At 50.7% G+C, this 25,898-nt stretch carries 24 protein-coding genes; 14 read left to right on the top strand and 10 right to left on the bottom strand.

Features of this window, described 5'->3' with window-relative positions:
* Nucleotide 1: 1 nt before the first annotated feature.
* Both coxB and O4H49_RS13355 read right to left on the bottom strand, forming a co-directional pair.
* Nucleotides 2-835, bottom strand: coding sequence for a cytochrome c oxidase subunit II (gene coxB, locus O4H49_RS13360; protein WP_269423937.1), 834 nt, complete (start codon nt 833-835; stop codon nt 2-4).
* 326 nt (nt 836-1,161) lie between these two features.
* Complete coding sequence (locus O4H49_RS13355; protein ID WP_269423936.1) at nt 1,162-2,505, bottom strand: DUF3422 family protein; 1,344 nt, start codon at nt 2,503-2,505, stop codon at nt 1,162-1,164.
* A 230-nt stretch (nt 2,506-2,735) separates the two neighbouring features.
* Here O4H49_RS13355 and tldD point away from each other — a divergent pair, with 230 nt between their 5' ends.
* On the top strand, nt 2,736-4,166 hold the full coding sequence (gene tldD, locus O4H49_RS13350; RefSeq protein WP_269423935.1) for a metalloprotease TldD: 1,431 nt from the start codon (nt 2,736-2,738) through the stop codon (nt 4,164-4,166).
* A gap of 117 nt (nt 4,167-4,283) precedes the next feature.
* On the opposite strand, the gene O4H49_RS13345 is transcribed toward tldD, so the two are convergent.
* The 3 genes from O4H49_RS13345 to O4H49_RS13335 all read right to left on the bottom strand — a co-directional run bounded on the left by O4H49_RS13345 (nt 4,284) and on the right by O4H49_RS13335 (nt 7,240).
* Nucleotides 4,284-4,847: an oxidoreductase gene (locus tag O4H49_RS13345; RefSeq protein WP_269423934.1), complete on the bottom strand. Its 564-nt coding sequence runs from the start codon at nt 4,845-4,847 to the stop codon at nt 4,284-4,286.
* Nucleotides 4,848-5,032: 185 nt separating this feature from the next.
* Nucleotides 5,033-6,394 carry a glutamate--cysteine ligase gene (locus tag O4H49_RS13340; RefSeq protein WP_269423933.1) on the bottom strand — a complete coding sequence of 454 codons (1,362 nt, stop codon included), beginning with the start codon at nt 6,392-6,394 and terminating at the stop codon, nt 5,033-5,035.
* Nucleotides 6,395-6,448: 54 nt separating this feature from the next.
* The gene (locus O4H49_RS13335; RefSeq protein ID WP_269423932.1) at nt 6,449-7,240 is read right to left on the bottom strand and encodes a 16S rRNA (uracil(1498)-N(3))-methyltransferase; all 792 of its coding nucleotides are present in this window, start codon (nt 7,238-7,240) and stop codon (nt 6,449-6,451) included.
* 81 nt (nt 7,241-7,321) lie between these two features.
* On the opposite strand from O4H49_RS13335, the gene ubiA reads away from it, so the two are divergent.
* The 3 genes from ubiA to pabB all read left to right on the top strand — a co-directional run bounded on the left by ubiA (nt 7,322) and on the right by pabB (nt 11,002).
* Nucleotides 7,322-8,278 (top strand): 4-hydroxybenzoate octaprenyltransferase, encoded by a 957-nt coding sequence (gene ubiA, locus O4H49_RS13330; protein ID WP_269423931.1) that lies wholly within the window; start codon nt 7,322-7,324, stop codon nt 8,276-8,278.
* Nucleotides 8,230-9,027, top strand: a complete 798-nt coding sequence (locus O4H49_RS13325) for a methyltransferase (RefSeq protein WP_331283760.1) — start codon at nt 8,230-8,232, stop codon at nt 9,025-9,027. The genes ubiA and O4H49_RS13325 overlap by 49 nt, the downstream gene beginning before the upstream one ends.
* 154 nt (nt 9,028-9,181) lie before the next feature.
* Nucleotides 9,182-11,002: an aminodeoxychorismate synthase component I gene (gene pabB / locus O4H49_RS13320; protein WP_269423930.1), complete on the top strand. Its 1,821-nt coding sequence runs from the start codon at nt 9,182-9,184 to the stop codon at nt 11,000-11,002.
* Nucleotides 11,003-11,058: 56 nt separating this feature from the next.
* On the opposite strand, the gene speE is transcribed toward pabB, so the two are convergent.
* From speE to O4H49_RS13300, 4 genes are all read right to left on the bottom strand, one after another.
* Entirely contained in the window at nt 11,059-11,907 is an 849-nt protein-coding gene (gene speE, locus O4H49_RS13315) for a polyamine aminopropyltransferase (protein WP_269423929.1), read from the bottom strand.
* Complete coding sequence (gene speD / locus O4H49_RS13310) at nt 11,904-12,431, bottom strand: adenosylmethionine decarboxylase (RefSeq protein ID WP_269423928.1); 528 nt, start codon at nt 12,429-12,431, stop codon at nt 11,904-11,906. Before speD ends, speE begins: the two co-directional genes overlap by 4 nt.
* A gap of 135 nt (nt 12,432-12,566) precedes the next feature.
* Nucleotides 12,567-13,394, bottom strand: a complete 828-nt coding sequence (locus tag O4H49_RS13305) for a hypothetical protein (protein ID WP_269423927.1) — start codon at nt 13,392-13,394, stop codon at nt 12,567-12,569.
* A 14-nt stretch (nt 13,395-13,408) separates the two neighbouring features.
* Nucleotides 13,409-13,621 carry a DUF4170 domain-containing protein gene (locus O4H49_RS13300; protein ID WP_269423926.1) on the bottom strand — a complete coding sequence of 71 codons (213 nt, stop codon included), beginning with the start codon at nt 13,619-13,621 and terminating at the stop codon, nt 13,409-13,411.
* A 287-nt stretch (nt 13,622-13,908) separates the two neighbouring features.
* On the opposite strand from O4H49_RS13300, the gene O4H49_RS13295 reads away from it, so the two are divergent.
* The 6 genes from O4H49_RS13295 (at nt 13,909) to leuA (ending at nt 20,113) form a co-directional block, all read left to right on the top strand.
* A complete protein-coding gene (locus O4H49_RS13295) occupies nt 13,909-14,892 on the top strand; it encodes an SPFH domain-containing protein (RefSeq protein ID WP_269423925.1) in 984 nt (327 codons plus the stop codon).
* A gap of 15 nt (nt 14,893-14,907) precedes the next feature.
* Entirely contained in the window at nt 14,908-15,363 is a 456-nt protein-coding gene (locus O4H49_RS13290; protein ID WP_269423924.1) for an NfeD family protein, read from the top strand.
* Between the two features lie 3 nt (nt 15,364-15,366).
* On the top strand, nt 15,367-16,878 hold the full coding sequence (locus O4H49_RS13285; RefSeq protein ID WP_269423923.1) for a UbiD family decarboxylase: 1,512 nt from the start codon (nt 15,367-15,369) through the stop codon (nt 16,876-16,878).
* Between the two features lie 90 nt (nt 16,879-16,968).
* A complete protein-coding gene (locus O4H49_RS13280; protein ID WP_269423922.1) occupies nt 16,969-17,424 on the top strand; it encodes a PAS domain-containing protein in 456 nt (151 codons plus the stop codon).
* Nucleotides 17,425-17,542: 118 nt separating this feature from the next.
* Nucleotides 17,543-17,920 (top strand): hypothetical protein, encoded by a 378-nt coding sequence (locus O4H49_RS13275; protein ID WP_269423921.1) that lies wholly within the window; start codon nt 17,543-17,545, stop codon nt 17,918-17,920.
* 519 nt (nt 17,921-18,439) lie between these two features.
* The gene (gene leuA / locus O4H49_RS13270) at nt 18,440-20,113 is read left to right on the top strand and encodes a 2-isopropylmalate synthase (RefSeq protein WP_269423920.1); all 1,674 of its coding nucleotides are present in this window, start codon (nt 18,440-18,442) and stop codon (nt 20,111-20,113) included.
* Nucleotides 20,114-20,223: 110 nt separating this feature from the next.
* Here leuA and O4H49_RS13265 read toward each other — a convergent pair whose 3' ends face one another.
* Nucleotides 20,224-20,604, bottom strand: a complete 381-nt coding sequence (locus tag O4H49_RS13265) for a hypothetical protein (protein WP_269423919.1) — start codon at nt 20,602-20,604, stop codon at nt 20,224-20,226.
* A 235-nt stretch (nt 20,605-20,839) separates the two neighbouring features.
* Here O4H49_RS13265 and O4H49_RS13260 point away from each other — a divergent pair, with 235 nt between their 5' ends.
* The 4 genes from O4H49_RS13260 to lpxK all read left to right on the top strand — a co-directional run bounded on the left by O4H49_RS13260 (nt 20,840) and on the right by lpxK (nt 25,895).
* A complete protein-coding gene (locus O4H49_RS13260) occupies nt 20,840-22,186 on the top strand; it encodes a TldD/PmbA family protein (RefSeq protein WP_269423918.1) in 1,347 nt (448 codons plus the stop codon).
* A gap of 86 nt (nt 22,187-22,272) precedes the next feature.
* Nucleotides 22,273-24,126, top strand: a complete 1,854-nt coding sequence (locus O4H49_RS13255) for an ABC transporter ATP-binding protein (protein WP_269423917.1) — start codon at nt 22,273-22,275, stop codon at nt 24,124-24,126.
* Nucleotides 24,127-24,133: 7 nt separating this feature from the next.
* Nucleotides 24,134-24,895: a lysophospholipid acyltransferase family protein gene (locus O4H49_RS13250; RefSeq protein WP_269423916.1), complete on the top strand. Its 762-nt coding sequence runs from the start codon at nt 24,134-24,136 to the stop codon at nt 24,893-24,895.
* The gene (gene lpxK, locus O4H49_RS13245) at nt 24,882-25,895 is read left to right on the top strand and encodes a tetraacyldisaccharide 4'-kinase (protein WP_269423915.1); all 1,014 of its coding nucleotides are present in this window, start codon (nt 24,882-24,884) and stop codon (nt 25,893-25,895) included. The genes O4H49_RS13250 and lpxK overlap by 14 nt, the downstream gene beginning before the upstream one ends.
* Nucleotides 25,896-25,898 lie beyond the last annotated feature (3 nt).

The raw sequence follows: 25,898 nt of genomic DNA, 5'->3' as shown, positions 1-25,898 counted from the left end.
CTCAGTCTAGCTGAGCCAATTGAATGGAATGATCGCTCTTGATCGCAGCAAATTCTTCTTTGGCAGCTTCAACCCAAACGTTGAATTCTTCCTTGGAAACAACTTTGATCATGATCGGCATATAGGAATGGCCTGTTCCACAGATTTCAGAGCACTGACCATAGAAAGTCCCGGTCTTCGTCGCTTCGAACCAGGTTTCATTGATCCGTCCTGGAACAGCATCGAGTTTCAGACCAAAAGCAGGCATTGCAAAGCTGTGGATCACGTCCTCACCAGCAACCAGAAGACGGATTTTCGTGTCAACTGGGACGACAACAGCATTATCCGTTGCCAGCAGCCGTGGTTCACCGGGTTCCAGTTCGTCTTCTGCCTTCATATAGGCGTCAAAAGTGAAATCGCCATGATCCTGATATTCGTATGACCAGTACCACTGCTTCCCAATGGCTTTAATGGTCATTTCGGTATCAGGGTTACGATCTGCAGCATAAAGCAGCTTGAATGACGGAATGGCAATAATCACCAGAATAATCACAGGCACCGCCGTCCAGATAATCTCGATCAGGGTATTGTGGCTGGTGGTGGAAGGATTAGGATTCCGCTTTTCAGAAAATCGGAACATTACATAAAGCAACAGGAACAAAACCAGGAGTGTCACACCTGTGATAATATACATCAGCAGGGTATGGAACTCTGCGATCTGTTCCATCACCGGTGTCGCAGCTTCCTGCAAACCAAGTGACCATTCTGTTGGCTGAGCAGCGTGTGCTACTGTAGCCATTCCCCCCATCAGCGCAGCTGCACCGAGAAGATGGGCAATCCGTTTCAGAAACGTCATGTACTCAACATCCTGTTTTTTTTGCCGACTTTGCCTTGAGTTGATCAAGATCAAAGTCTTTATCCCGATTCCAGGACTAATATCCACAATGGGTAAATTTGTGAATTCAGGCCGGACTCAATAAAACTGTTATTCTGGCGCAACCTACCCTATTGAAAGCAGCGAGTACAAGCCCCAGTCGCTTAAGAAGTTCGTATATTGAATGGTTTATTGCATCACGAATTTACTTGGCCATGGATTATACAGCTTTTGTTGCACAACGCTAACATTCTGCGACTTTATGCCGCAGCTCATAAAAAATAAGCAAAATCAAAAACAAAGCATGTTTATTCACTTTGGTTCCGCGTCACCATACGACGAACACGTCGAACGCCAAGCCACAGACCGATGACGACAAGGGGGATAGAAAGAGCTGCGACCAGAGAAGCTTTTATATCGAATCCAAGATCATTCGCCCCCTTTGCCAGATAGTAAATCAGGCTGACAACGTAATAACTGATGGCAGCGACAGATAAACCCTCGACGGTTTCCTGAAGCCTCAACTGCAGGCTTGCCCGTCGATCCATTGACTTGAGCAGCGCTGAATTCTGCTCTTCAAGCTGGATATCCACTCTTGTACGGAGCAACTGCCCAGCCCTGGCGACCCTTTTTGAGAGCGTATCAAGGCGAAGTGCGGTCGCCTCACAGGTCCGCATTGCCGGGGTCAGTCGCCTATCGAGAAAACTTTCGATCCGCTGGAACCCGTCCATATTACCTTCTCTAAGCTTGCGGGTACGTTGCTTGACAAGCTCATGGTAGGCTTTAGAGGCACTGAAACGATAATTGGTTTCCGCGGCGGCCTGTTCAATTTCGGCAGAAAGCTCCGTCAACTCTCGCAACAAGATCTTTTCACTCGTCACTGCACGCGTCCCCGTCATCCGCGAAGTTATATCGGTCAGCTTTCTCCCCGCTTTGGCCAGACGGGCACCATAACTTTGCGCCAGGGGCAAAGACAACAACGCCATCATACGATAGGTTTCGATCTCCAATAAACGCTGTACCGCCCGGCCGATTTGCCTGGGCTTCAGCCCATAATCCTTTAGCAGAATCCGGCCATACCCATCTTCGTTAATACTGAAGTCCATCCAGACAGCAGCCAAGCCAGCCCGCAACGTGCTTGCAGCCAGATTACCTGACGGGAAAAATGCCACTTGCTCCTGCATTGTCCGTTCTTGCGCATCCGGTCCCTCAAGCTCAAGATGAACGCCAACTAGCCGATCTCCCGAAAGCCCTTCAAGCCAGTCCCCCGGCACCTGGGCGATGGCCGTTCTGGAAAAAGGAACGTAAGGCTGCTCTCCCGCCTGATCGATATGAACGGGATCTATATCTGACAGCTTCCTTTGCGGATCCCGACGATTTCGAAAAAAAGTATAGGTCGAAAACTCTGTATGGCGTTCCCAAACCAGAAAAAATCGCCCGAAATCTGCCATAAAATGCTTGGTTCCTGGCAGCGGAGGTACAACATTGTAACGGCTACACAACTGACCAACATGCCTTCGTTCTTCCTCTGCCTTGCCTTCACCAGTAACAATACCGATGTGGGTAATGGTTTCCGGCCCGGACAACTGCGTAAAAGGGCGGGCATGCAGTTCATTACAGAGCTCTACTCTGAGCGGGTGGTCGCGCAGCATCTAACTTCCTTCTCTTATTACCCTTGGCCGGTCGATCCCTGATCGCTGCCGACCTTTTCAGCGGTTTACTCACCGCTTTTGATCAATGCTGAAGCTGTTCCCCAGTTACAGTTGGCGCAGTGTTGCAACATTTTCACAGATAGGGAAGCCAAGATCATTGGCCTGAGGCCCCACTACCCTTATATTATGGAGAGTATTATTTTTTGTGATCTTGTTTTGGGAATTTGTTGATGAGTTATCTCGCCACCACCGACGATCTTTTTTTCAACCGGACGGACCTCGACCAGAAACGGCTGGAAGGTATCATCAACGGTGCACTCAAAGGAGCCGACGACGGAGAGCTCTATCTGGAATATCGCCAGTCTGAAGGTATGGTTTTTGATGATGGCAGGCTGAAAAATGCCAGTTTTGATACGACACAAGGTTTCGGCCTACGCGCTATTTCCGGTGAAAGTGCGGGATATGCCCACGCCAGCGATCTGAGTGAGGCAGCAATCATCCGAGCCGTAAATACGGTTCAGGCTGTGCATGCCGGACACGAAGGCACGATGGCCCTTTCTCCACTTGGAACGAACCGGGCGCTTTATACGGACGACAATCCCCTGTCCTCGACAGCCTTTGAAACCAAAATCAAGTTGCTCAGCGATATTGATTCTTACGCCAGATCCAAGGACCCGCGTGTTATTCAGGTGAGTGCCTCGCTTTCTGGCGAATGGCAGGCCGTACAAATTCTTCGCTCTGAAGGTCACCGTGTGGCTGATATACGCCCTCTGGTCCGCCTCAATATTTCTGTTACCGTGGCTGATGGGGACAAGATGGAAAGTGGTTCTTACGGCGGAGGGGGACGTTTCGTCTATGACAGCCTGCTTGATCCATCTTACTGGCAGAATGGTACTGATGAAGCAATCCGCAGAGCTCTTGTTAACCTCAACGCCATCCCGGCACCAGCTGGCGAGATGCAGGTCATCCTCGGCCCCGGCTGGCCCGGTATCCTGCTTCATGAAGCCGTTGGCCATGGCCTTGAAGGAGATTTCAACCGGAAGAAAACCTCTACTTTCAGTGACCGTATTGGTGAGCGGGTCGCCTCACCGGGTGTGACTGTCGTTGATGATGGAACTCTTGTTGACCGGCGGGGCTCCATTTCCGTTGACGATGAAGGGACACCGTCGCAATGCACCCCGCTGATTGAAGACGGCATTCTGGTTGGTTATATGCAGGATCGGCAGAATGCCCGGCTGATGGGACAAAACCCGACCGGAAATGGCCGACGTCAAAGCTATGCCCACCTTCCTATGCCCCGCATGACCAATACCGTGATGTATAATGGTGCCCATGACCCCGCCGAAATGCTGAAAGCTGTCAAAAACGGTATCTATGCAGTCAACTTTGGCGGTGGACAGGTTGATATTACATCAGGGAAGTTTGTCTTTTCCTGTACCGAGGCCTATCAGGTCAGAGACGGTATCATTGGTCAGGCGGTCAAGGGAGCCACCCTGATCGGCAACGGCCCAGACGTCATGCAGAAAATTTCCATGATCGGCAACGACATGGAAATGGATGAAGGCGTCGGGACCTGTGGTAAAAATGGCCAGGGCGTCCCCGTCGGTGTTGGCCAGCCAAGCCTGTTGATCAACGGGATTACTGTCGGCGGAACAGCCTAGCTGTCAGAAAATTGACCAAGAAAAATCAATGATCTGACAAGCGGGAGAAATTCCAGAACATCACTTTCCATCCTCCCCAGAAAAGCCCCGGGACTTAATCCGGGGCTTTCCTACAGGTTACTGGACGACAACTTCATTCAACTGCCATATGGCCTTGTTGTAATACTCGTCCCCAGCCAGTTCCTCCGGATAGGAATCCCAGGGAAAAATCAGACGGAGAGGCCCCTTGTCCCTGATCTCGATTTCCTCGCCGTTAATTCGAGAAGCAATTACAGGGTGATATTTAAGATAGTCTTCCGGTTCGATCTCAACCGTATAGTTATCAAGAGCCAGCAGCTTCAAGCTGCGTCCCTCGGCCCCCAGACGCTTCAGAAGAGCACCTACTTCTACGCCCGAGAAGCTGTAAACACCTTCTCGGCTTCGCAAGCTGGTGTCGATAACACTCTCGCCAATATCCGATAACATCTCCAGATCGAATACCGCCTTGTTCCCTTGATTATAAACCTGAATATTTCCGGAGATGGTCAAGAGAACCTTTCCCTTGGGTGAAGCAAGGGGCGCAAGAGCCCCCCCAGACAAACCATCAGTGTCTTTGCTCGCCCCGCCAAGCCATGGATAAAGCGCCCAAATACCTACGGCCATCAGGGCCACAATCGAAAGTATAAGAAATATTCTTTTCATCAGGCCTGATCTCCACAATCAGGGCATGATATCACGGCCCCGGGAAACTGACCAATTGATGTCAATTGTCCCGGAAAGGCCTGAAATCTATACCTGTTTCAAGCACACACCCTCATGCCCACTTTGGTAGTGAGCTATAGAAGGAGCATTTTCACATACTATTGTATGCAAGCACAGGTTAATTATTAGTAAGCATATTCAACAAAAGCGGGATCCACCTTTTCCCCCCACCGTGTGTAAAAAGCCTTAAGCTTTTCCTCTGCAGGGGTAATGCCGCTTTCGGCAATTTCTGAAAGAGTGTTCAGGAAATGGGTCTCATCCTGCCCTTGCCCGTCGATCCGCCCCCTGTTTTCCAGCCCGCTACGGGCAATACCAACGATCTCGCGGGCGATTTCCTGAAGCCTGACCCCACGGATGGTGGCAGAAAGACCTTTTTCAGGCACTTCAGAGCGGAGCAACTGCCGCTCTTCATCACTCCAGTCCTTGACCAGATCCCAGGCAGCATCCAAAGCAGTCTGGTCATAGAGCAGACCCACCCAGAAAGCCGGCAAGGCACAAAGAGATTTCCATGGTCCGCCGTCAGCACCGCGCATTTCAAGAAACTTCTTCATCCGCACTTCGGGAAAGGCTGTCGTAATGTGATCATCCCAGTCCTTGATGGTGGGTAATTCACCCGGAAGAGCCTTAAGTTTCCCTTGCATAAAGTCCCGGAAAGACTCGCCACTGACATCAATGTATTTTCCATCGCGATAGACAAAATACATCGGTACATCCAGCATATAATCTACATAGCGCTCAAAACCCATACCGTCCTCGAACACAAAAGACAGCATTCCGCAACGGTCCGGATCCGTATCGGTCCAAAGATGACTGCGATAACTCAGGTAGCCATTTGGCTTACCTTCACGGAAGGGAGAATTGGCGAAAAGTGCCGTCGCCAGGGGTTGCAACGCCAGACTGGTCCGAAACTTGTGAATCATGTCGGCTTCACTGGAAAAATCCAGATTGACCTGAACCGTACAGCTCAGTGTCATCATGTCGACCCCCAGCTTGCCTCTTTTGGGCATGTAATCCCGCATGATCCGGTACCGCCCTTTGGGCATCCAGTTTACACCTTCTTTCCCCCATTTCGGATTGAACCCCATACCCAACATATGGATTCCAAGTGGTTCTGTGATTTCCTTAACCTGATGCAGATGGGAATGAACCTCCCGACAGGTATCATGCAAGGTTTCCAGAGGAGCACCCGACAGTTCCAACTGGCCGCCCGGCTCAAGCGTGACAGAAGCCCCATTGTCCGTAAGGGCGATAATATTCCCTGCTTCGTAAACCGGCGTCCAGCCAAAGCGACCCGCCAACCCCTCCAAGATCGCCTTGATCGATTTTGTGCCATCATACGTCAATGACTTGAAGCTTTCGTCACAAAAGGCAAACTTCTCGTGTTCAGTGCCAATTCGCCACTGATCCTTTGGCTTATTGCCGCTTTCAAAATAAGAAATAAGCTGGGATTTTTCAGTTATCGCAGCAGAGGACGTAGCGTCGGACATAGTACAAATTCCATTGAGGCCGAAAGATCACACAATTATAGATACCGCTGGGTATCAGGTAATCGTAACCGGCGTTGTTCCTTTTGGAGGGCGCATGCCCCCATCACCTAAAATAGCCTGCCAACAGGACAGAGCAGCAACAGCAGCGGTATCAGCCCGTAATACTCTGGGGCCGAGGCCAACTGGTGTCACATAAGAAAGTCTAGAGAGAGCTTCAAGCTCTTCTTTTGAAAATCCGCCTTCCGGGCCGATCAAAACAGCCCAGGGCTTTAATCCCGCATCCGGTTCATCTCTCAGCAGTTCGGTAAAGACCTCGGCAATGGGCCGCGCCTCGCCAAATTCGGCACAGACCACCAGACGTCGATCTGCGGGCCAGTTTTGAATCATCTTCTCTAGGGATACAGCTTCGTCCACACGGGTTACGGACAGTCTCTCGCACTGTTCGGCTGATTCCTTGGCATGTGCTGCCAGACGTTCCGTATTTACCCGTTTCACATCTGTATAGCGGGTAAATACCGGCAGAATACGCGAACAACCCAACTCCCCTGCTTTCTCGGCAAGGAAATCAATACGGGAGCGCTTTATCGGAGCGAATACCAGCCAGATGTCCCGTTCGGCTTCGATTTCACGTCGGCATTCCTTAACCCGAAGCGAACACCAGCCTTTGCCAAGTCCATCGATAATACCAAGCCATTCACCTTCACGCTCGTTGAACAAACCGACTCTGGCCCCCGGTTCCAATCTGAGGACCGACCTGAGATAATGCGCCGCAGCCGAATCAAGGCCAACGGTTGCACCTTCGAAGAGCTTGTCTTCAACATAGAGTCTGGTATTGACCCTTTCCATCTTCAGAACCCACCTTCACAAAGCCTAATGTCCCGTGTATCTATCACGGATAACAGCGTGTTTTTATCATGTACGAAACAAATGGATAGCACATTGTCAGCAAGAAACGATAGTGCAAGCGACATCGTGGATGATCATTTGATTATCCGTCTTTCACCCGCTTGTATGCGACCCTACCTGCGATTGGCCCGCCTTGACCGGCCTATCGGCACCTGGCTGTTGCTTTTCCCCTGCTGGTGGTCACTGGCCCTGGCTGCCACAGCTCCTGGCTATCAATTCGGCAGCCCCTACACACCCTGGTATATGCCCCTGCTGTTCGCCGTTGGCGCTATTGTTATGCGGGGGGCCGGCTGCACACTGAATGACATGGCTGATCGGGATTTCGATCGCAAGGTTGCCCGCACAGCAACCCGTCCGCTGGCAAGCGGAGAACTTTCCATGCGTCAGGCTATTGCCTTCCTTGCTCTGCAGCTGCTTCTCGGATTTCTGGTTATTTTACAGTTCAACAACTTTACAATCCTCCTTGCTACCGCGTCCCTTCTCCTCGTCGTTTTCTACCCTTTTATGAAACGGATTACCTATTGGCCCCAGGCCTGGCTGGGCCTCACCTTCAACTGGGGGGCTTTGGTCGGCTGGGCGGCTGTCCGCGGGGATCTCTCACTTGCGCCTCTGCTTCTCTACATCGGCGGCCTGGCCTGGACTCTCGGGTATGACACCATTTATGCCCACCAGGATAAAGAGGACGACGCTCTGGTTGGTGTCAAATCGACTGCGCTCAGGCTTGGTCATAAAACCAGGAACTGGCTGATACTTTTTTACAGCATCTGCAGCCTTTGTTTTGCTCTCTCAGGCTGGTTACTCGCTCTGCCGTGGCCTTTCTGGTTAGGGATTGTCAGTATGGTGATACACTTCAGCTGGCAGATCCTGCGGCTTGATATCGATGACCCTCACAACTGCCTCTATCTCTTCAAATCCAACCGGACCATCGGATGGATCTTTCTGGCTGGCATTGCTGCGACCAGCCTGGCTTCGGGTTAAAGCTGACAACGATGTCTCTACAGGACTTTCAAGACAAATTCTCTGATCCTGACAGTCACAGGATGAAAGAACTGATCCTTGCCAATACGCGACCCGGTGGCACAGCTCTGCTTGGTGATATTATCCGCCTATATCTTGCAGCGGAAGACCTGCCGCTCTGGCAAGCCGGTGAAAAAGAGCTCGAAAAACTGGGCATTGCGCCTCCCTTTTGGGCTTTTGCCTGGGCAGGAGGACAGGCCCTCGCGCAATATATTCTCGACAATCCCGATCTTGTTAAAGGGAAACGAGTCCTCGATTTTGCTTGCGGGTCGGGATTGCAAGGCATCGCAGCACTAAAAGCCGGGGCCGCAGAAGTGCTCGCAGCCGACATAGATCCCCATGCCATTGCCGCCACAGATCTGAATGCTGCACTCAACCAGGTCAGGCTCATAACCACTTCGGAAAATCTGATCGGCAGATCCAATCCGGGCTGGGACCTCGTGCTCGCCGGAGACGTCTGTTACGATGGCCCCATGGCAGACGAAATCATGACATGGCTGCATAAACTTGCAGCTTCAGGGACACAGGTCCTGCTGGGCGACCCCGGGCGAACCTACCTTCCCAGGCAGGGATTGCAACGACTGATATCCTACTCTGTCCAGACCACTTCAGCCCTTGAAGATACCGATGTCCGCAATGCGGTTGTATGGGAGCTGATCCCGTCCGAACAAAAATATGGGAAAGACCAAGAGGAAAAGAGCTTTTCATGATCAGGAAAGGACGCAAACAGACAGTCCCGGTTTTGTTGTTTTCCTAAAATGTCCTGGTAAGAAAACCTGTTTTCAAAGAGAACTGGACCTCAGGCAAAGAGCAGGTTAAAGCTCTTCACAAAATGGAATCCATATCAGACCGATGAACGCGCATTTGGAAAAACAGACAGACCCCTTTGTGCTGCTGGACGATACGCTCTCCGGTGCGGGCTCTGTTTTGTTTATCAAGCCGGAAGCCGTTATCCAGTGCACCGAAGCCACCACTCTTGAAATGTGTTTTTCCGATATGGAAAAAGCACAAAAAGCAGGAAAGCATCTGGCTGGCTACCTGTCCTATGAACTCGGCTATCACTTTGAGCCCAGGCTGCAGGGGCTTCTGAAACAGCTCACCCCCGACACGCCACTGCTCTGGTTCGGGGTGTTCGATCAGGCACTGCTTCTGACTCCGGAAGAGACCAACCGTTTTCTCGCCCGACAACGCTGGGGGGATTATCAGTTGGATAACCTCACCCCGTCGATGACAGAAGCCGACTATTGCCGCGCAGTAGAGAAGGTAAGAGATTACATCGCGGCAGGTGATACCTATCAGGTGAACTACACCTTCAAGCACGATTTCGAATTATCCGGAGATCCTGTCGGCCTGTTTCAGGAACTGCGCCAGCGACAGAATGTTGCCAATGGCGCCTTTATCAGAACAGAGGACCAGACGTTTCTGTCTCTCTCGCCCGAGATTTTCCTCTCCACAGAGGGACGAAAAGCCAGAACCCGGCCAATGAAAGGAACCGCGGCAAGAGGCAATACGCCAGCCGTAGATGTCGAAAACAAGATCTGGCTGACAAGGGATGAAAAGTCCCGGGCCGAAAACCTGATGATTGTCGATCTGCTTCGCAATGACATGGGGCGGGTCTGCACCACAGGCAGCATTAAGGTAACGGAACTTTTTACGGTTGAAACCTACCGCTCTCTCCATCAGATGACGTCGAACATCACAGGGGAACTCAGACCTGAAATTACATCAACCGACCTGATCAAACGACTTTTCCCCTGTGGATCAATCACTGGGGCACCCAAACTGCGCACAATGGAAATCATCCATGAGCTTGAAGCCCGCCCACGCGGAATTTACACCGGAAGCATCGGCCACATCGCACCCAATGGCGACACCCGCTTCAACGTTGCCATACGCACCCTTGCCATCGGACGGGATGGCAAAGGGGAAATGGGCATCGGCAGCGGTATCGTTTATGACTCTGAACCAGCTGCAGAATATCAGGAATGCCTGCTCAAGGGACGTTTTCTCTCAGGCAACACTGCGGGATACAGCAAACCTCAGTTTGACCTGCTGGAAACATTGCGCTGGGAAGAAGGTCAGGGATATCACCTCAGAGAAGAACATCTGCAACGCCTTGAAAACTCCGCCGGGTTCTTCGGCTATCCCTTTGACAGGGCGGCCATAGAGAACCAGCTGGACCAGCTCTCACTCGAAGGTACCCAGCGCGCCCGTCTGCTGCTCCACAAAGATGGATCAAGCAGTCTCACTGCAACGCCGATCCCCCTTCAGGATCCGCGACAGGAAATCACCTTTGTTATTTCAGATAAAAAAGTCGATAGCAGCGATATCTTCTTTTACCACAAAACGACGAAACGGGATTTTTACGAAGATGAGCTGGCTGCAAGACAAAAAGACTCGGGTTGTGACGAAGTCCTTTTCTTGAATGAAAGAGGCGAGCTAACAGAAGGTTCCCGGACCAATGTTTTCATTGAAATCGGAGGACGCCTTTACACGCCAGCTCTCGACTGCGGTGTCCTTAATGGCACCTTGAGAACCCGCCTGCTCAAGGAGAACTTCAAAGAGTTAAGCGAGAAAAAACTGTCGATAGAAGATCTTGAAAAAGCAGAAGCTATATACTTTGGCAATTCTGTACGGAATCTGATGCCAGCAAAACTGATTAAGCGGCCAGAATGCCCGGTTTAGCCTGTCAGGAAGCCTCAAGACTTCCTGATCACCAGCTGTGTTTAAAACAAACCTCTTCAGGCCACCAGCCTTTGAACATAGCCGGGCAAGGCAAAGGCAGCTCTGTGGACTTCAGGCGTATAATAGCCTGTATCAATCTGCGCACGGCGGAAACGGGCCTCTAGAACATCCAGAGAAATATCCTTCAGCCCCTGCTGATCCGTGCCCCAGCCAAAGGCCATAGCACCACCGACATAGGTCGGAACACTTGCCATATAGCAGGTTGCCTCAGCAAAAATCGGCCGAAAATATCGCAGTGTCGACTTCAGCTCTGAAGCCTGATGGAATGGAACACCGTTCTGGGTGACAAGTACGCCCCCCTTCCTGAGACAGGCCTTGCAGCGGGTGTAAAAATTGTTGGTGAAGAGAACTTCCCCCGGCCCGATCGGGTCCGTGGAATCAACAATAATGACGTCATATTTTTCCGACGTGTTCTCAACAAACTGACAGCCATCTGTAATAACCAGATCAAGACGGGGATCCTCAAAAGCATTGCCACAGATCATTGGCAGATGCTCTTTGCTCAGATCAATCACCGTTCGGTCGATTTCAACCATCGTGACCTTTTCCACAGACTTGTGCTTTAGAACCTCTTCAAGCATACCGCCATCACCACCCCCGATGATCAGTACCCTTTGCACAGCACCATGCGCCAGGATCGGCACATGGGCGAGCATTTCATGATAGATAAATTCGTCGCGTTCCGTGACCTGGGTCACACCATCCAGGGCCATGATCCGGCCATAGATCTCATTTTCGTAAATTACAAGATTCTGGTGTTCGGTTTGGTTATCAAAGAGGACTTTCTTGATGCCATAGCTGGTACGAAGGTCCCCATGCAAACCTTCCGTAACCCACTTGTTCATCCCACTTCCTTCCCACGACGGAACTCATCCACAACCACTTTATCCGGCCCAAAGGCGTCCTTCAGAACCGTGATCGCATTATGTGGCTCTGCATCACCGCACATAAACACATCCAGGGCCGCATAGCCTTTTTCAGGCCAGGTATGAATGGAAATGTGCGATTCAGCCAGAACAGCTACGCCCGACACACCGCCATTAGGCGTGAAGTGGTGCAGGTGAATGTGCAACAGGGTCGCCTTGGACTTCTCAACACATTCAATCAGTGTTTCTTGTATGAATTCCAGGTCGTCGAGTCGTGATGCCCCGAGAAGATCAATGATCAGATGAGTCCCGGCAAAACGGATACCATCGCGCTCGATAAAATAATCTTTCCGGTCATCATCAAGATTAACCACGTTCGAAATTCCGCTGCCTGTTGCTTTGATAGCGTCCTGAACAGCTGTTTTGTTTTCTTCCGTTTGGGTGGTGCTTGAACCTTGATTCAAGTCCATCCCCAATTGGAAGAGGGCGTGTGCTTTAGACACTCTGCGTCCTCCCCAACCAGTAGATGACTTTGGCTCAATCGTGATCTGTTCCTTTTCAGTACAGATCCCAGTATGGCCCCGTGAAGCGCGCTCTTTAAAGAACTGCCTTTTTATTTGCAAGAAAAATAAACTTTATTACAGGTAAATAGTATAGGAAGGGTGAGGAACATCCAATGATTGTTTTTTTAAACTTCGCACCAACCTCCGCCGATAGTCGGAAGAGTCGATAGCTTCAAGGATTGCCTGATCAAGCAATTCTGGCAGGTCACATTGCCTCAAGCCATGAACCTGATGAACATGCTGCAATACCTCGCATTGTTGCCAGGCTTGCAAGGATCTGCCCCGGGCAGGAAGTGCGGAAATCGCCACAGCTTCCCCCCTGAAGCTCAAGGCCCCAGCCGTGCTGCGATAAACCATGAGCTTAACTGAGGGCAGAGAGATATCCCGGCAAACACTCCCTTGCTCCGCGTCATGATCCGTCCGCAGGTCCGCAGATATCCAGTCGCAATCCAGATGCCCATAGGTATAGTTCTCTGAAGGCAGCTCGCTCTCATGCATCCGTAACAATTGCGCTTGATCAAGCCAGGTTACAAACACCTGCACTGCAGTTCCCGGACAATGGATCAACTCTGCAGCAACCGAGCCATAACGTGTCACATGTGCAGAATAGACCACTTCGTGATCTTTCAGCCATATGGCGGTAACAGGAATCGCCTCTCCAGCCGAGAGATGCCCTGCAAACTTGCGGGCCAGCTGCTCGGGAGCTCGATTGGAGCCATGCGCAATCACCGCTGTTCTCTGTCGAACAACGGTGTTCCAATGAGCAAGCTCTTCCCCCTGGAGCTCAGAGAAAAGCCTGACCTGCCCATCTTCGAAAAGATAAGAAGAAGGCGGAGCTTCAAAAGGATAGCCTTTGGCAATCCTCAATCGGGTCTCCTGGTCGCCGGGTAAAACCCAGGACATTCAGGAAGCCTTATCTAGTCTGTACAAGGTGGGGGCGCATCCGCATCAACCCGTTCGATACGAAACCGGGTTGTACAATCATCGACGGTTAGCCACGCTCTGCGTGACCACTCCTTTTGTGCCGATTCATAATTCGAAAACGGACCAATCCACTCTTCGTCCCCCCCGACGGCTTCGCAGAAAGAACTATCCGCATATTCACCGCCAACCACAAAAAATTGAGTCATTCCAGCCACTCTAGATACCAATCCCGAAATTGTCTCGGTACATACAAACTTCTGGTACTATAGGCTTCTTGTTTCCAGAGGAATAGAAAAAAACCCTAAATTTATTAAAAAAAATATCACATTTCCCGTAACAAAGTTATTGAAAGTCCATAATTTGGCGAAACAAAGTGTCTATGCTGCCATTTGGTAAAAAATTGTTTCCCTGTAGCCACTGCTTTGTTCATTCTGTCATAGATAAATTATTACCGTTTCGTTCTTGCATGAATTTTTATCTATGAGGCTTTCCCATGTTGTCAGCTTTTTCAATTTTCGCCATTGCCGCAGTCGTACTCTCTTTTATCCTTGTATTGATGGGGGTCAAATCTGTTCCACAGGGAAGCGAATATACAATCGAACGCTTTGGGCGCTACACCAAAACCCTTTCTCCTGGTCTACATCTCATTGTTCCCATCGTGGACAGAATCGGTGCTGTCCTCAACATGATGGAAACCGTCATGGATGTTCCCTCGCAGGAGGTGATTACAAAAGACAACGCAGTTGTTCAGGTTGATGGCGTGGTTTTTTATCAGATCCTCGATGCCGCAAAAGCAGCTTACGAAGTTCGCGATCTTGAGCGCGCAATCCTCAACCTGACCATGACCAACATCCGAACCGTTATGGGGTCAATGGATCTGGATGAGCTACTTTCCCAACGGGACAAAATCAATGCCGAGCTGATCAGGGTGGTCGATGATGCGACAGAACCTTGGGGCGTGAAGGTTACCAGGGTTGAGATAAAGGATATTACCCCCCCGGCGGATCTGGTACAATCGATGGGGAGACAGATGAAAGCCGAGCGTGATAAACGCGCCAGTATTCTGGAAGCTGAAGGCGTACGCCAGGCCCAGATACTTCGGGCAGAAGGCATGAAACAATCAGCAATTCTTGAAGCCGAAGGGAGACGTGAATCGGCTTACCGTGACGCCGAAGCTCGCGAACGGGAAGCCGAAGCAGAAGCCAAGGCCGCGACTGTGGTCTCACAGGCAATCGCCGAAGGTGATATCCAGGCCATCAACTACTTTGTCGCTCAGAAATATGTTGAAGCTTTTGGACGTTTTGCAGATTCACCAAACCAGAAAACCATGATCCTGCCAATGGAGGCAACTGGCATACTCGGCTCCATTGCCGGAGTGGCAGAACTGGCAAAATCCATGCTTGGGGACGACAAAGCTCCCGCCAAGAAAAAACCTTCCCCCTGGAAAGGTGACAAGCAAAACAGTCCCGACAACTAAGGACTTTCAAACACCATGTTTATTCTGACACAGATCGAATTTTGGTACTGGTGGGTCTTTGCCCTGTTTCTCATCTCGGTAGAGGTCTTTGCCCCCGGCGCTGTTGCTCTCTGGATGGGCATCGCCGCGGCAATAGTCGGCGGGCTGCTCTATCTGTTTCCCGACATGGCCTGGGAACACCAGATCCTTATCTTTGCCGTCTTGTCCGTTATCTCGATTGTTGTTTGGCGCAACTATGCCAAAAGACACCCGACTCTCACGGATCAACCCGGCCTCAATAAACGGGGACAAGACCTTATAGGTCAAACTCTGACCCTGAAAAAACCCCTCACACAGGGGGGCAGTCGGGAAACCATCAACGGTGTCATCTGGAAAATCAAGGGAGGGGATTTACCCGAGGGGAGCAAGGTGCGTATAACCAGCGTAGAAGGCACAGCCCTGATTGTTGAACCAGAAGAAGCACCGTCATAACCAATGCCATACTCCTCCTTGCGGGATTTTATTACCCACCTTGAAGACCAAGGGCGCCTGATCCGGGTTTCCCACCCTGTTTCACCGCTGCTGGAAATGACCGAAATCCAGACCAGACTTCTGGCCGAGGGCGGGCCTGCTGTCTTGTTTGAAAACGTCATACAGGAGGATGGGACCCCGTATGGCATGCCTGTTCTGGTCAATCTTTTTGGCACAGTTGAACGGGTCGCATGGGGCATGGAGCGCAGCCCGGAAGAACTGCGTGAAGTCGGAGAGACTCTGGCCTTTTTGAGGCAACCTGAACCACCAGGGAGTCTTAAAGAGGCCTGGAACAATCTTCCAATCCTGAAAACGGTCATGGCCATGAAACCGAAAAGTGTTTCTTCGGCCCCCTGCCAGGAAATCGTCCTGACGGGTGATGACATTGATCTTGCCAAACTGCCCATCCAGACCTGCTGGCCCGGCGAACCCGCCCCCCTGATAACCTGGCCGCTGGTCGTCACCAAAGGTCCCGGCGGCGAAAAAACCGACGTCTTCAATCTTGGCATCTATCGCATGCAGGTTCTGGGCAAGAACAAAACCCTGATGCGCTGGCTCAAACATCGCGGCGGGGCTCAGCATTATGCCCGCTGGAAGAAACAAAAACCGGATCCCTTACCTGCTGCCGTGGTTCTCGGGTCCGACCCGGGGACAATTATTGCCGCAGTAACCCCTGTACCGGATACCCTGTCAGAGTATCAGTTTGCGGGCTTGCTCCGTGGTAAAAAAGTAGAGCTGGTTGATTGTAAAACCGTCCCGCTCAAGGTCCCGGCCAATGCCGAAATCATTCTCGAAGGTTTTGTCAGCCTCGATGAATATGGTGATGAAGGTCCTTATGGCGACCACACCGGTTATTACAATTCGGTCGAACCCTTCCCGGTTTTTACCATTACCGCCATTACCATGCGGAAAAAACCTATCTATCTTTCGACCTTCACCGGACGCCCGCCCGATGAACCCTCCGTGCTTGGAGAAGCCTTGAACGAAGTGTTTATTCCGCTGATACAGCAGCAGTTTCCGGAAATCAGTGATTTCTGGTTACCGCCGGAAGGCTGCAGCTACAGAATTGCCGTCGTGTCGATGAAAAAAGCTTACCCGGGTCACGCTAAAAGAGTGATGATGGGGGTCTGGTCCTACCTGCGTCAGTTTATGTATACCAAATGGGTCATTGTCGTGGATGACACAATCAATGCGCGTGACTGGAAAGATGTGATGTGGGCGGTGTCCACAAAGATGGACCCGGCCCGCGATATTACAGTCATCGAAGGTACTCCGATTGATTACCTGGATTTCGCCTCTCCCGAAAGCGGGCTTGGTTCCAAGATTGGACTTGATGCCACAGACAAATGGGAACCTGAGACCAAACGGGAATGGGGCGAGGAAATTCGCATGGATGAAGCTGTCATCGAAAAAATCGATGATATCTGGAGTCAGTTGGGCCTCCCCGGGTCAGGAAAATCTATCTGGAAAAAATAGTTTTCTGCATCCTGAAGACTGTTTTTTTATTACTATTTAAAGACTACTGCCGCTCCACATCCGGCATAGACAAGCCTAGCGAGAAGACCCATGAGTTTTGATCCCTCCCAGATCAAGTCGATCAAGAATTTTGAAATGTATCAGTACTGGGATGCGAAGAGGGGGGATCGCCTGATGCCTGCCAGAGCAGATCTTGACCCTGCCGATCTACGGAATTTGCTCCCGAATATTCTGATACACGAGGTACAGCTCGAACCGCTGGATTTCAGGTATCGCCTGATTGGATCTGAGATTGTCAGGCATCTCACCGAAAACCCGACAGGCCGCTGGATGTCAAGCATCCCTCACCAGAAAAAACCCAGCAGACTATGGTCTTATCTGGAAAAAGCCGTCACAGAAAAAGCGCCGGTTATCGCCAACCCACCTTATATTGGTCGCTACAAGGCACATAAAAGTATTGAGGATGTCATTCTTCCGCTCTCTATCGACGGTGTGAAGGTAAATATGTTATTTATCTGTGTCGACTTCTTATCCAACAAGCAATGATGCTTCGGTATAGGCAAGCCTTCTTTTATTCTCTTTTCAACAAGGAACAAAACGTTTCGGGTATACATTGTTTCTGAATTTGTCTGATTTTCACAAGAAAATAGCAAAGGAGATAATTATGACCAACGCTTCTCTCTCTGAGCGCTATATTAAAACAGGTTTTGTCTGGCTGCTCAGCGGTATGGTTTTTGGGATCTGGATGGGAATCACCGAAAGCTTTCATTTTTCGAATGCCCATGCCCACACCAATCTTGTTGGTTTTCTGTTATCCCTGACCTTTGGCTTTACCCTCAAACATTTTCCTGACCTGGCAGGACACCCTCAGGCAAAACTGCAATTCTGGCTGTTTCAGGCTGGGGCCATCATACTGGTTCTGGGGAAAATCTTCGTTGCGCTTGATACCAGTAACAATGCCCCCGTTGCGGTCGGTTCAATGCTCACACTTCTCGGAACGGCTCTTTTTGTCTGGATGCTATTCCGCCTTAAATCACAATGAGTTCAAACACAACATTATGATTTAAACAGAGTAATCCAGTTTACCTTTTTTAATTTACGATATTGAGACAAATTGTCGGATTAAGGGCTTGACCCTGGCTGCATTGCACCGCATCTTTACCTCATGATTAAACGCGGACCCATTCTGAGCACACGCCTTCTAGGGCGACTTATCACCCCGGCCTCCTGAAGAGAGCCGGTCGTGCTGCTATTTGCAACTCGGAATTAACGGAATACCGCTGTAATGATTACTTCTCATATTTTGTCGGCTCGTCTTTTGTTAGAGCCATCTGGTACTTACGAACAACGTTTTGTCCTGCGTCAGACTTGGGGCAACCTGCGACTTACCCACGATCATCGGGGCCTGTAAGCGGCCCCCGGTGATCGTATGTATATGAACTGAAGATGCTTCCTATGCACTGCCGCTATTTCCAAATATCAGATAAAAGTTTAGACATGCCGGATGTTGCGCCGAAAAGCACAGATGCCAGAGCGCCCCGGACCGTTGGAGAGCATAAAAATGCAGAAAATGCCATTTGAGAGATACCGTGCCTTTGAACAGGTAAAACTGGAAAACCGCTCCTGGCCGAACAAGACCATCACCCAGGCCCCGATTTGGTGTTCCGTTGATCTTCGCGACGGCAACCAGGCTCTCATTGAGCCAATGGATACCACTCGCAAGAAAAAAATGTTCAATCTGCTGGTTGAGATGGGCTTCAAGGAAATCGAGGTTGGCTTTCCTTCCGCTTCCCAGACCGATTTTGATTTCCTGCGCATGCTCATTGAAAAGGACATGATTCCTGATGACGTCACCATTCAGGTTCTGACCCAGGCCCGCGAGCATCTGATCAGGCGGACTTTTGAAAGCATCCAGGGTGCCAAAAGCGCCATTGTACATCTCTATAACTCGACTTCAGAGCTGCAAAGACGTGTGGTTTTCCGGGAAGACAAGCAGGGAATCATCGATATTGCTGTCAAGGGGGCAGAGCTGATCAAGGAATTGATCCCGACAGTCCCTGGCACCAAAATCATCCACCAGTATTCGCCAGAGAGCTTCACCGGAACGGAGTTGCCTTTTGCCCGTGATATCTGTGAGGCTGTAATGGATGTTTGGGAAGCCAGCCCCGAAAACAAGGTTATCCTGAATCTGCCAGCCACCGTCGAGATGTCTACCCCTAACGTTCACGCAGACCAGATTGAATGGTTCTGTGCCAACATCAAAAACCGGGATTCTGTCATAATCAGTCTGCACCCGCACAATGATCGCGGTACAGGAATTGCGGCAACCGAGCTGGGTTTACTCGCAGGGGCTGACCGTGTTGAAGGAACACTGTTTGGCAATGGCGAACGCACAGGAAACGTCGACCTTGTCACTCTGGCTGTTAATATGATGACTCAGGGCGTTGATCCAAAGCTGGACATCTCGGATATCAACAGGATCAAGGATACTGCGGAATACTGCAACCAGCTTCCTGTTCACCCCCGTCATCCCTGGGTCGGAGAACTGGTCTACACCGCCTTCTCTGGCTCGCATCAGGACGCGATCAAAAAAGGCATGACCGCACTGAAGGCAAGTAATGAAGATCTCTGGGAAGTTCCCTATCTGCCCATCGATCCCCAGGATATTGGGCGCAGTTATGAAGCGATCATCCGGATCAATAGCCAGTCTGGTAAAGGCGGCGTAGCCTATATCATGCAAACCGACTATCACATGGAGCTGCCCAAGGCACTGCAGGTGGACTTCTCGAAAAGAATTCAACATATTGCCGAAACCACGGGAAAAGAAATCACCCCAGAAGTCATCTGGGAGACTTTTGACGAGTCCTATCTGCGCTGGTCAACACCTTTGCAATTCAAAAGCCACACCACGGTGCCGGACACGCATGCGGCAGAGATCCGCCACCTGACTGCCCAGATCAATTTTAACGGCGAAGCCCGGCAGATCATGGGTAAAGGCAATGGTCCCGTCGCAGGTTTTATCAACGCTGTTGCCGAAAACCTGGGTGTCAGCCTCAGTGTCGAAGACTATCATCAGCATTCTCTGACCCACGGATCCGACGCAAAGGCTGTCGCCTACCTCGAACTGAAAACCGATGACGGTCAAACTGTCTGGGGTATCGGTATCGATTCGAACACCACCGTTGCCTCAATCCGGGCAATAGTATCTGCGACCAATCAGATTCTGGGCAAATAATCTATCCTTCGACAGAGTATTCATAAAAACAGCCGTAGGATAAATTTCCCACGGCTGTTTTTACTTACCTGTGTAACGAAGCAGAGTTACAGAAGCCTTCTCAAACCAGATTATTGCAATGAACAGGAATCTGGAATTTCGAACGGATCGGAAAGGGAAATGAAACCTTCTGCACAGACGATATGAAATTCGCCCTTCAAGCCAGAAAAGAAGTATCCGTTTTCCTTAAGGTACCCGGAAATTTCTCCTTTTTCATAGGCTGCTTTATCACAATAGGGAGAAACTGAATTCGTACGCGGAGCATGGTCCAGATTCTTATAGGCAACCAGTTGAGTTTTAGAGCCATCCTTTGCACAAAAAACCAGCGGATAATCAGCTAAAACTTTCCCTTCTCCAGGAATACTTGACCCCGTTGTCTGGCACCCCATAAGTCCAAGTGAAATCGCTAAAACTGAAAGCCCAATACACTGTCTGTTTCCAAGAAAACCCATAATACCTCCAAAAAAATGATATTTTTGTTTAGATGAGAATTCCCCCTTTCACCAGCACAACTTTCAACTTTAGATATGTGGCACAAACGACGCGACATAAACAAAACAGAACTTCTGAACTCATTCCATGTCGTCTACTTCCCGTCATACAGAAATAAACCTGCAGCAGCTGCTTTATCGTCAGGCCGAGCTGGCCTATATATAGGCTCAAAGATATTTTACATAAGGATCCCCGATGTCAGCACCCAACGAATCCCTGAATCTGCTTGAAGACCTTTTAAAAAAAGCGAAGTCCTCAGGAGCTGATTCGGCGGATGCCGTGATGTTCAGGTCCGTATCTGTATCCCATGCCCAACGTATGGGGAAAATGGAGAAACTCGAACGCGAAGAAAGCAAAGATCTCGGGCTTCGGGTTTTCATTGGAAAACGCAACGCGGTTGTTTCCTCCACAGACACATCATCAGAAGCTCTTGATCAGCTGGTTGAACGCGTAGTTGCCATGGCGCGCGCAGTGCCCGAAGATCCTTATTCCGGAATAGCAGATCCCAAAGATATTGCCCGTACAATCCCGGAGCTGGATATATATGACCCGGTTGAACCGACAGCCGAAGAACTGATTGCCCGGGCTCGGGACTGTGAAGAAGCTGCACTTTCAATTGAAGGTGTAAGTAATTCAGGTGGCGCCGAAGCCAGTTGGGGCGAGGCCTCCATTGCCATGGTCGCTTCCAACGGCTTTGCCGGAGCGTACAATTCGTCCGGTCACTCCCTTTCGGTCTCGGTTCTCGCCGGGGAAAAAGCCGGGATGGAACGAGATTATGATTTTTCCAGCGCCGTTTATGGCAACGACCTGATGTCTGCACAGGAAATCGGACTCAGTGCTGGCAACAAGGCTATGCGACGGCTAAATCCTCGTAAACCGAAGACCACCAACAATATCTCTGTTGTTTTTGACCCCCGGGTCTCGACAAGTATTATGGGGCACATGATCGGTGCGATTACAGGACCAGCCATTGCCCGCGGCACCAGTTTCCTCAAAAACTCTCTCGGGAAACAGATTTTCTCTCGGGGCATCAACATCGTTGATGATCCCCACCTTGCCCGGGGATTACGTTCCAAACCCTTTGATGGCGAAGGATTGGCCAATCGAAAGCAGAACATCGTTGAGAATGGTGAACTCTTGACCTGGCTGCTCAGCCTGAGTTCTGCGCGCCAGCTTGGCTTGACCAGTACAGCGCACGCTTCACGCGGAACATCAGGAAACCCCGGTCCTTCTCCGACGAACCTCTATATGGAAGCCGGAAAACTGCCCCCGGAAGAGCTGATCAAGGATATCAAACAAGGCCTGTTTGTCACTGAGATGATGGGCTCGAGCGTGAACGGGCTGACGGGGGATTACAGCCGCGGTGCAGGTGGGTACTGGATTGAAAATGGTGAAATACTCTATCCGGTTTCAGAGGCGACTATTGCAGGAAACCTTAAGGATATGTTCCTTAACCTGACACCCGCCAATGACCTTACTTTCCGCTACGGCAGTAATGCTCCTACGGTAAGAATTGACGGAATGACCGTTGCCGGGAACTAATATGCCCCCCGGTAAAAAGGATATGAAGTTTACGAGAATTCAGGATAAAACCGCCTGAAGGTCCGCGACAAATAGAAATGAACAAGATGTCGAATGATAAAAGTAACAAGATGAAATTGGGTGATCCTTCAACCCGTTTTCTTCTCAAGCGCCTGTTCAAGGACTATGTTACCGGACAACTCGGTAAAATCGGGCTCTCGCTCCTGGCTATGGCGCTGGTTTCCGCCTGCACCGTCATGCTGGCCAAACAGATGGAACCTATCATCAATGATATTTTCCTGAACAAACAGGCTGATTTACTTGTGCCGATTGCCATGGGTGTTATTGCCATCTTTGTGGTTAAAGGTGCTGCCACCTACGCCCAGACAATGCTGATGCAACGTGTCGGCCTGGAAATCATTGCCACTATCCAGGAGCAGCTTTTCAGAAAATTGATGCGCGCGGATCTTGCCTATTTCCATGAAGAATCCCCCGGAAATCTGGTCTCCCGTTTTCTCAATGACGCAAACATGCTCAAAGGTGTTGTCTCCAATACGCTGACCTCTATTGGTAAAGACACCCTTACGGCAGCGGGCCTGATTGGGATGATGTTTTATCAAGACTGGATTCTTGCTTCCGTTGCCTTTGCAGCATTTCCGACTGCAATTCTTCCTATTGCCAAAACCGGCCGTCGCATCCGCAAAGTTTCAAATAACACGCAGGAAAGCCTCGGCCTCTTGACCACCCGGCTGGATGAAGCTTTCCAGGGAATTCGCCATGTCAAAGCCTATAACATGGAAGAGCATGAAACCCGGCGGGTTTCAGCTGTAATCCACAAGGTTTTGAACCTGAACATAAAATCAGCAAGGACAAGTTCCCTGCTGTCTCCCATTATGGAAACGCTGGGTGGCATCGCGATTGCTGTCGTTATTCTTTATGGCGGCAATGAAGTAATACAGGGAACCAAAGACCCTGGTTCTTTTTTTGCTTTCATAACCGCTTTGCTGCTTGCTTATGAGCCGATCAAAAAACTGTCAAAACTTAACGCCAGCATGCAGGCCGGGCTTGCTTCCGCGCACAGGGTCTACGCAGTCCTGGACAGCCAGCCTGATATCCAGGATGTCCCGAACGCGAGGCCACTGACGATCGAAAAGGGTGAGGTCTTCTTTAACAACGTCACCTTTAAATACAGTGATGAGGCCCCTGCTCTTCAAAACATTAATCTTCACGCCCCCGCCAATAAAACCATTGCACTGGTGGGTGCCTCAGGAGCAGGAAAGACATCAATTCTCAATTTGATCCCCCGCTTCTATGACGTCAGCGAAGGCAGTATCACGCTTGACGGGCAGGATGTGCGCGATGCCACGCTGGAAAGCCTGCGCCAGTCCATTGCCTTGGTCAGCCAGGAAATTCAACTTTTTGATGACAGCATCCGTGCTAACATCGCCTACGGCAACCCGGCTGCCAGTGAAGAAGAGATCATCACAGCAGCACGCAATGCCCACGCCCATGACTTTATCAGCAGCTTGCCTGATGGTTATGACACCCTGGTTGGCCCCCGGGGCTCACGTCTGTCCGGTGGACAACGCCAGAGAGTCGCCATCGCCCGGGCCATGATCAAGAATGCACCGATCCTGCTGCTTGATGAAGCGACTTCAGCCCTCGACACAGAATCAGAACGCCACGTTCAGGATGCCCTGAAGATCCTTATGGAAGGAAGAACAACGCTGGTGATAGCCCATCGTCTTTCCACGGTTATTGACGCTGATATCATCTATGTTATGGATCGAGGAAAGATTATTGAACAGGGATCACATGGCGAATTGCTGGAAAAAGACGGCGCCTATGCCCGACTTTACAGCCTGCAGTTTGCCGAAGAAGCCCAGTCTGATACAGAGGCAGCATCACCGCTGACAGAAACCAACCTGATGGCAAAAAACCAGATCGGCCTCCCCGGATAAAGGTATAATGAAACTTTCCAAACGGCTCCTCCGTTCAGTACCGGTTCAGAACCTGATAGCCCGCATGATGTCGAGCTATATTGCCCTGGTTCGGGCGACCACCCGCTGGCAGGAAGTGATGCCCGATGAGACAAGGCTTTTTCTCGACCAGGAAGCCAATATCATTGGCTGTTTCTGGCACTCGAGAATGGTCATGATGTTTCATGCATGGAAACACAGTGATCGCAGTCGCTTTCACATGCTGATTTCAGCCCACCGCGATGGCCGGGTGATTGCCAGGGCAATTGAAAACCTCGGGTTCAGAACAGTAGAAGGCTCCAGTCGCCGCGGTGGAGCTTCTGCACTGGTCACCTTAAAACGTACTCTTGATAAAGGCGGAGCGATCGGCATTACACCCGATGGTCCTAAAGGTCCCCGAATGCGCGCCAAGAACGGTGCGGTCAAGGCTGCGCAAATGACCGGGCGTCCGATGATCGCGATCTCTGGCAACGTCTCCTCGCGCAAGATCTTTGATTCCTGGGATCGTTTTTGCCTGCCTCTCCCTTTTGGTCGCGGGATCATACATTGGGGAACGCCAATTGCTGTTCCCAGAGACGCGAGTAAAGAGGAGCTGGAAAGTTATCGGCTTGAACTGGAAGAGCAATTGAACGAATTGACGCGTAAAGCTGATCTTTGTTTTGGCCACGTCCCTATTACGCCTGCAACTCCTCTCAGGGCAAATGACCTTGAAGCACCGCCAGAAAAGGGAGCAGCGGATGCACGCCCCTGATTTCTGGCAACACCGCAATATTCTCAGCACTCTGCTTCTGCCTGCCTCTCTGCTCTACAGCCTTGGCAGCAATCTGCGCCACCGCTTCACCCGACCCAGGCATGTATCCGTACCCGTGATCTGCATTGGAAACCTGACGGCTGGAGGCAGCGGCAAAACCCCCGTTACAGCCGCGCTGGCACAGTTGCTCAGTGAAGAAGGCAAGAACCCGCATATCATCTCCCGTGGCTACGGCGGAAGCGCCACAGGTCCCCTGCTGGTTCAAACTGAAGTTCACAGTCCAGCCGAAGTCGGAGACGAACCCCTGCTTCTTGCCCGGGATTTTCCCATCTGGGTCAGCAAGGATCGTGTTGCCGGTGCTAAAGCAGCCATCGCGGCAGGTGCGGATATTCTTCTCCTGGATGACGGCTTTCAAAATCCTGGCCTCTATAAGGACTTATCTCTTATTGTTGTCGATGCCACGCACGGCTTTTCCAATGGCCGCGTTCTCCCTGCCGGCCCGTTGCGTGAACCGATAAAAACCGGACTTTCCCGCGCTGATGCTGTGGTTTTTCTTAAACCATCGGCCCAAGCAGAGATAAACCAGGAAATCTTTGCTTCCCTGCAGGACTGCCCTCTCATCCAGGCTCATATAGAACCTGGACCTCGGGCTGGCGGGGGCACCCTTCCTGACTTGCATCACAAAATGGTCTTTGCCTTTGCAGGTATCGGCTATCCGTCAAAATTCTATACAACATTGGAACAGCTTGGTGTGAAGCTGGTTGGCCGTCGGGATTTTCCCGATCACCATCCCTACAGCTCTCATGATATCCAACAGATTATTCAGGAAGCCCAGCACAAGGGAGCCAAACTCATTCTGACCACGGAAAAAGACACCGTAAAGCTTAATGGTCTGATCCCTTCGGCCTCCCCACTTGAAATCATCAGCTTGCCCATTCGCGCTGTTTGGGATAATCCCGGGGTTATCAAGGATTTGCTTTCCAAGGCTACAGGCAACTAGACC

It is taken from the genome of Kiloniella laminariae, assembly GCF_027214005.1.
Classification (GTDB): domain Bacteria; phylum Pseudomonadota; class Alphaproteobacteria; order Kiloniellales; family Kiloniellaceae; genus Kiloniella; species Kiloniella laminariae_A.
The sequence above is the reverse complement of the archived record's forward strand: the minus strand, read 5'-3'. Positions and strand labels throughout refer to the sequence as shown.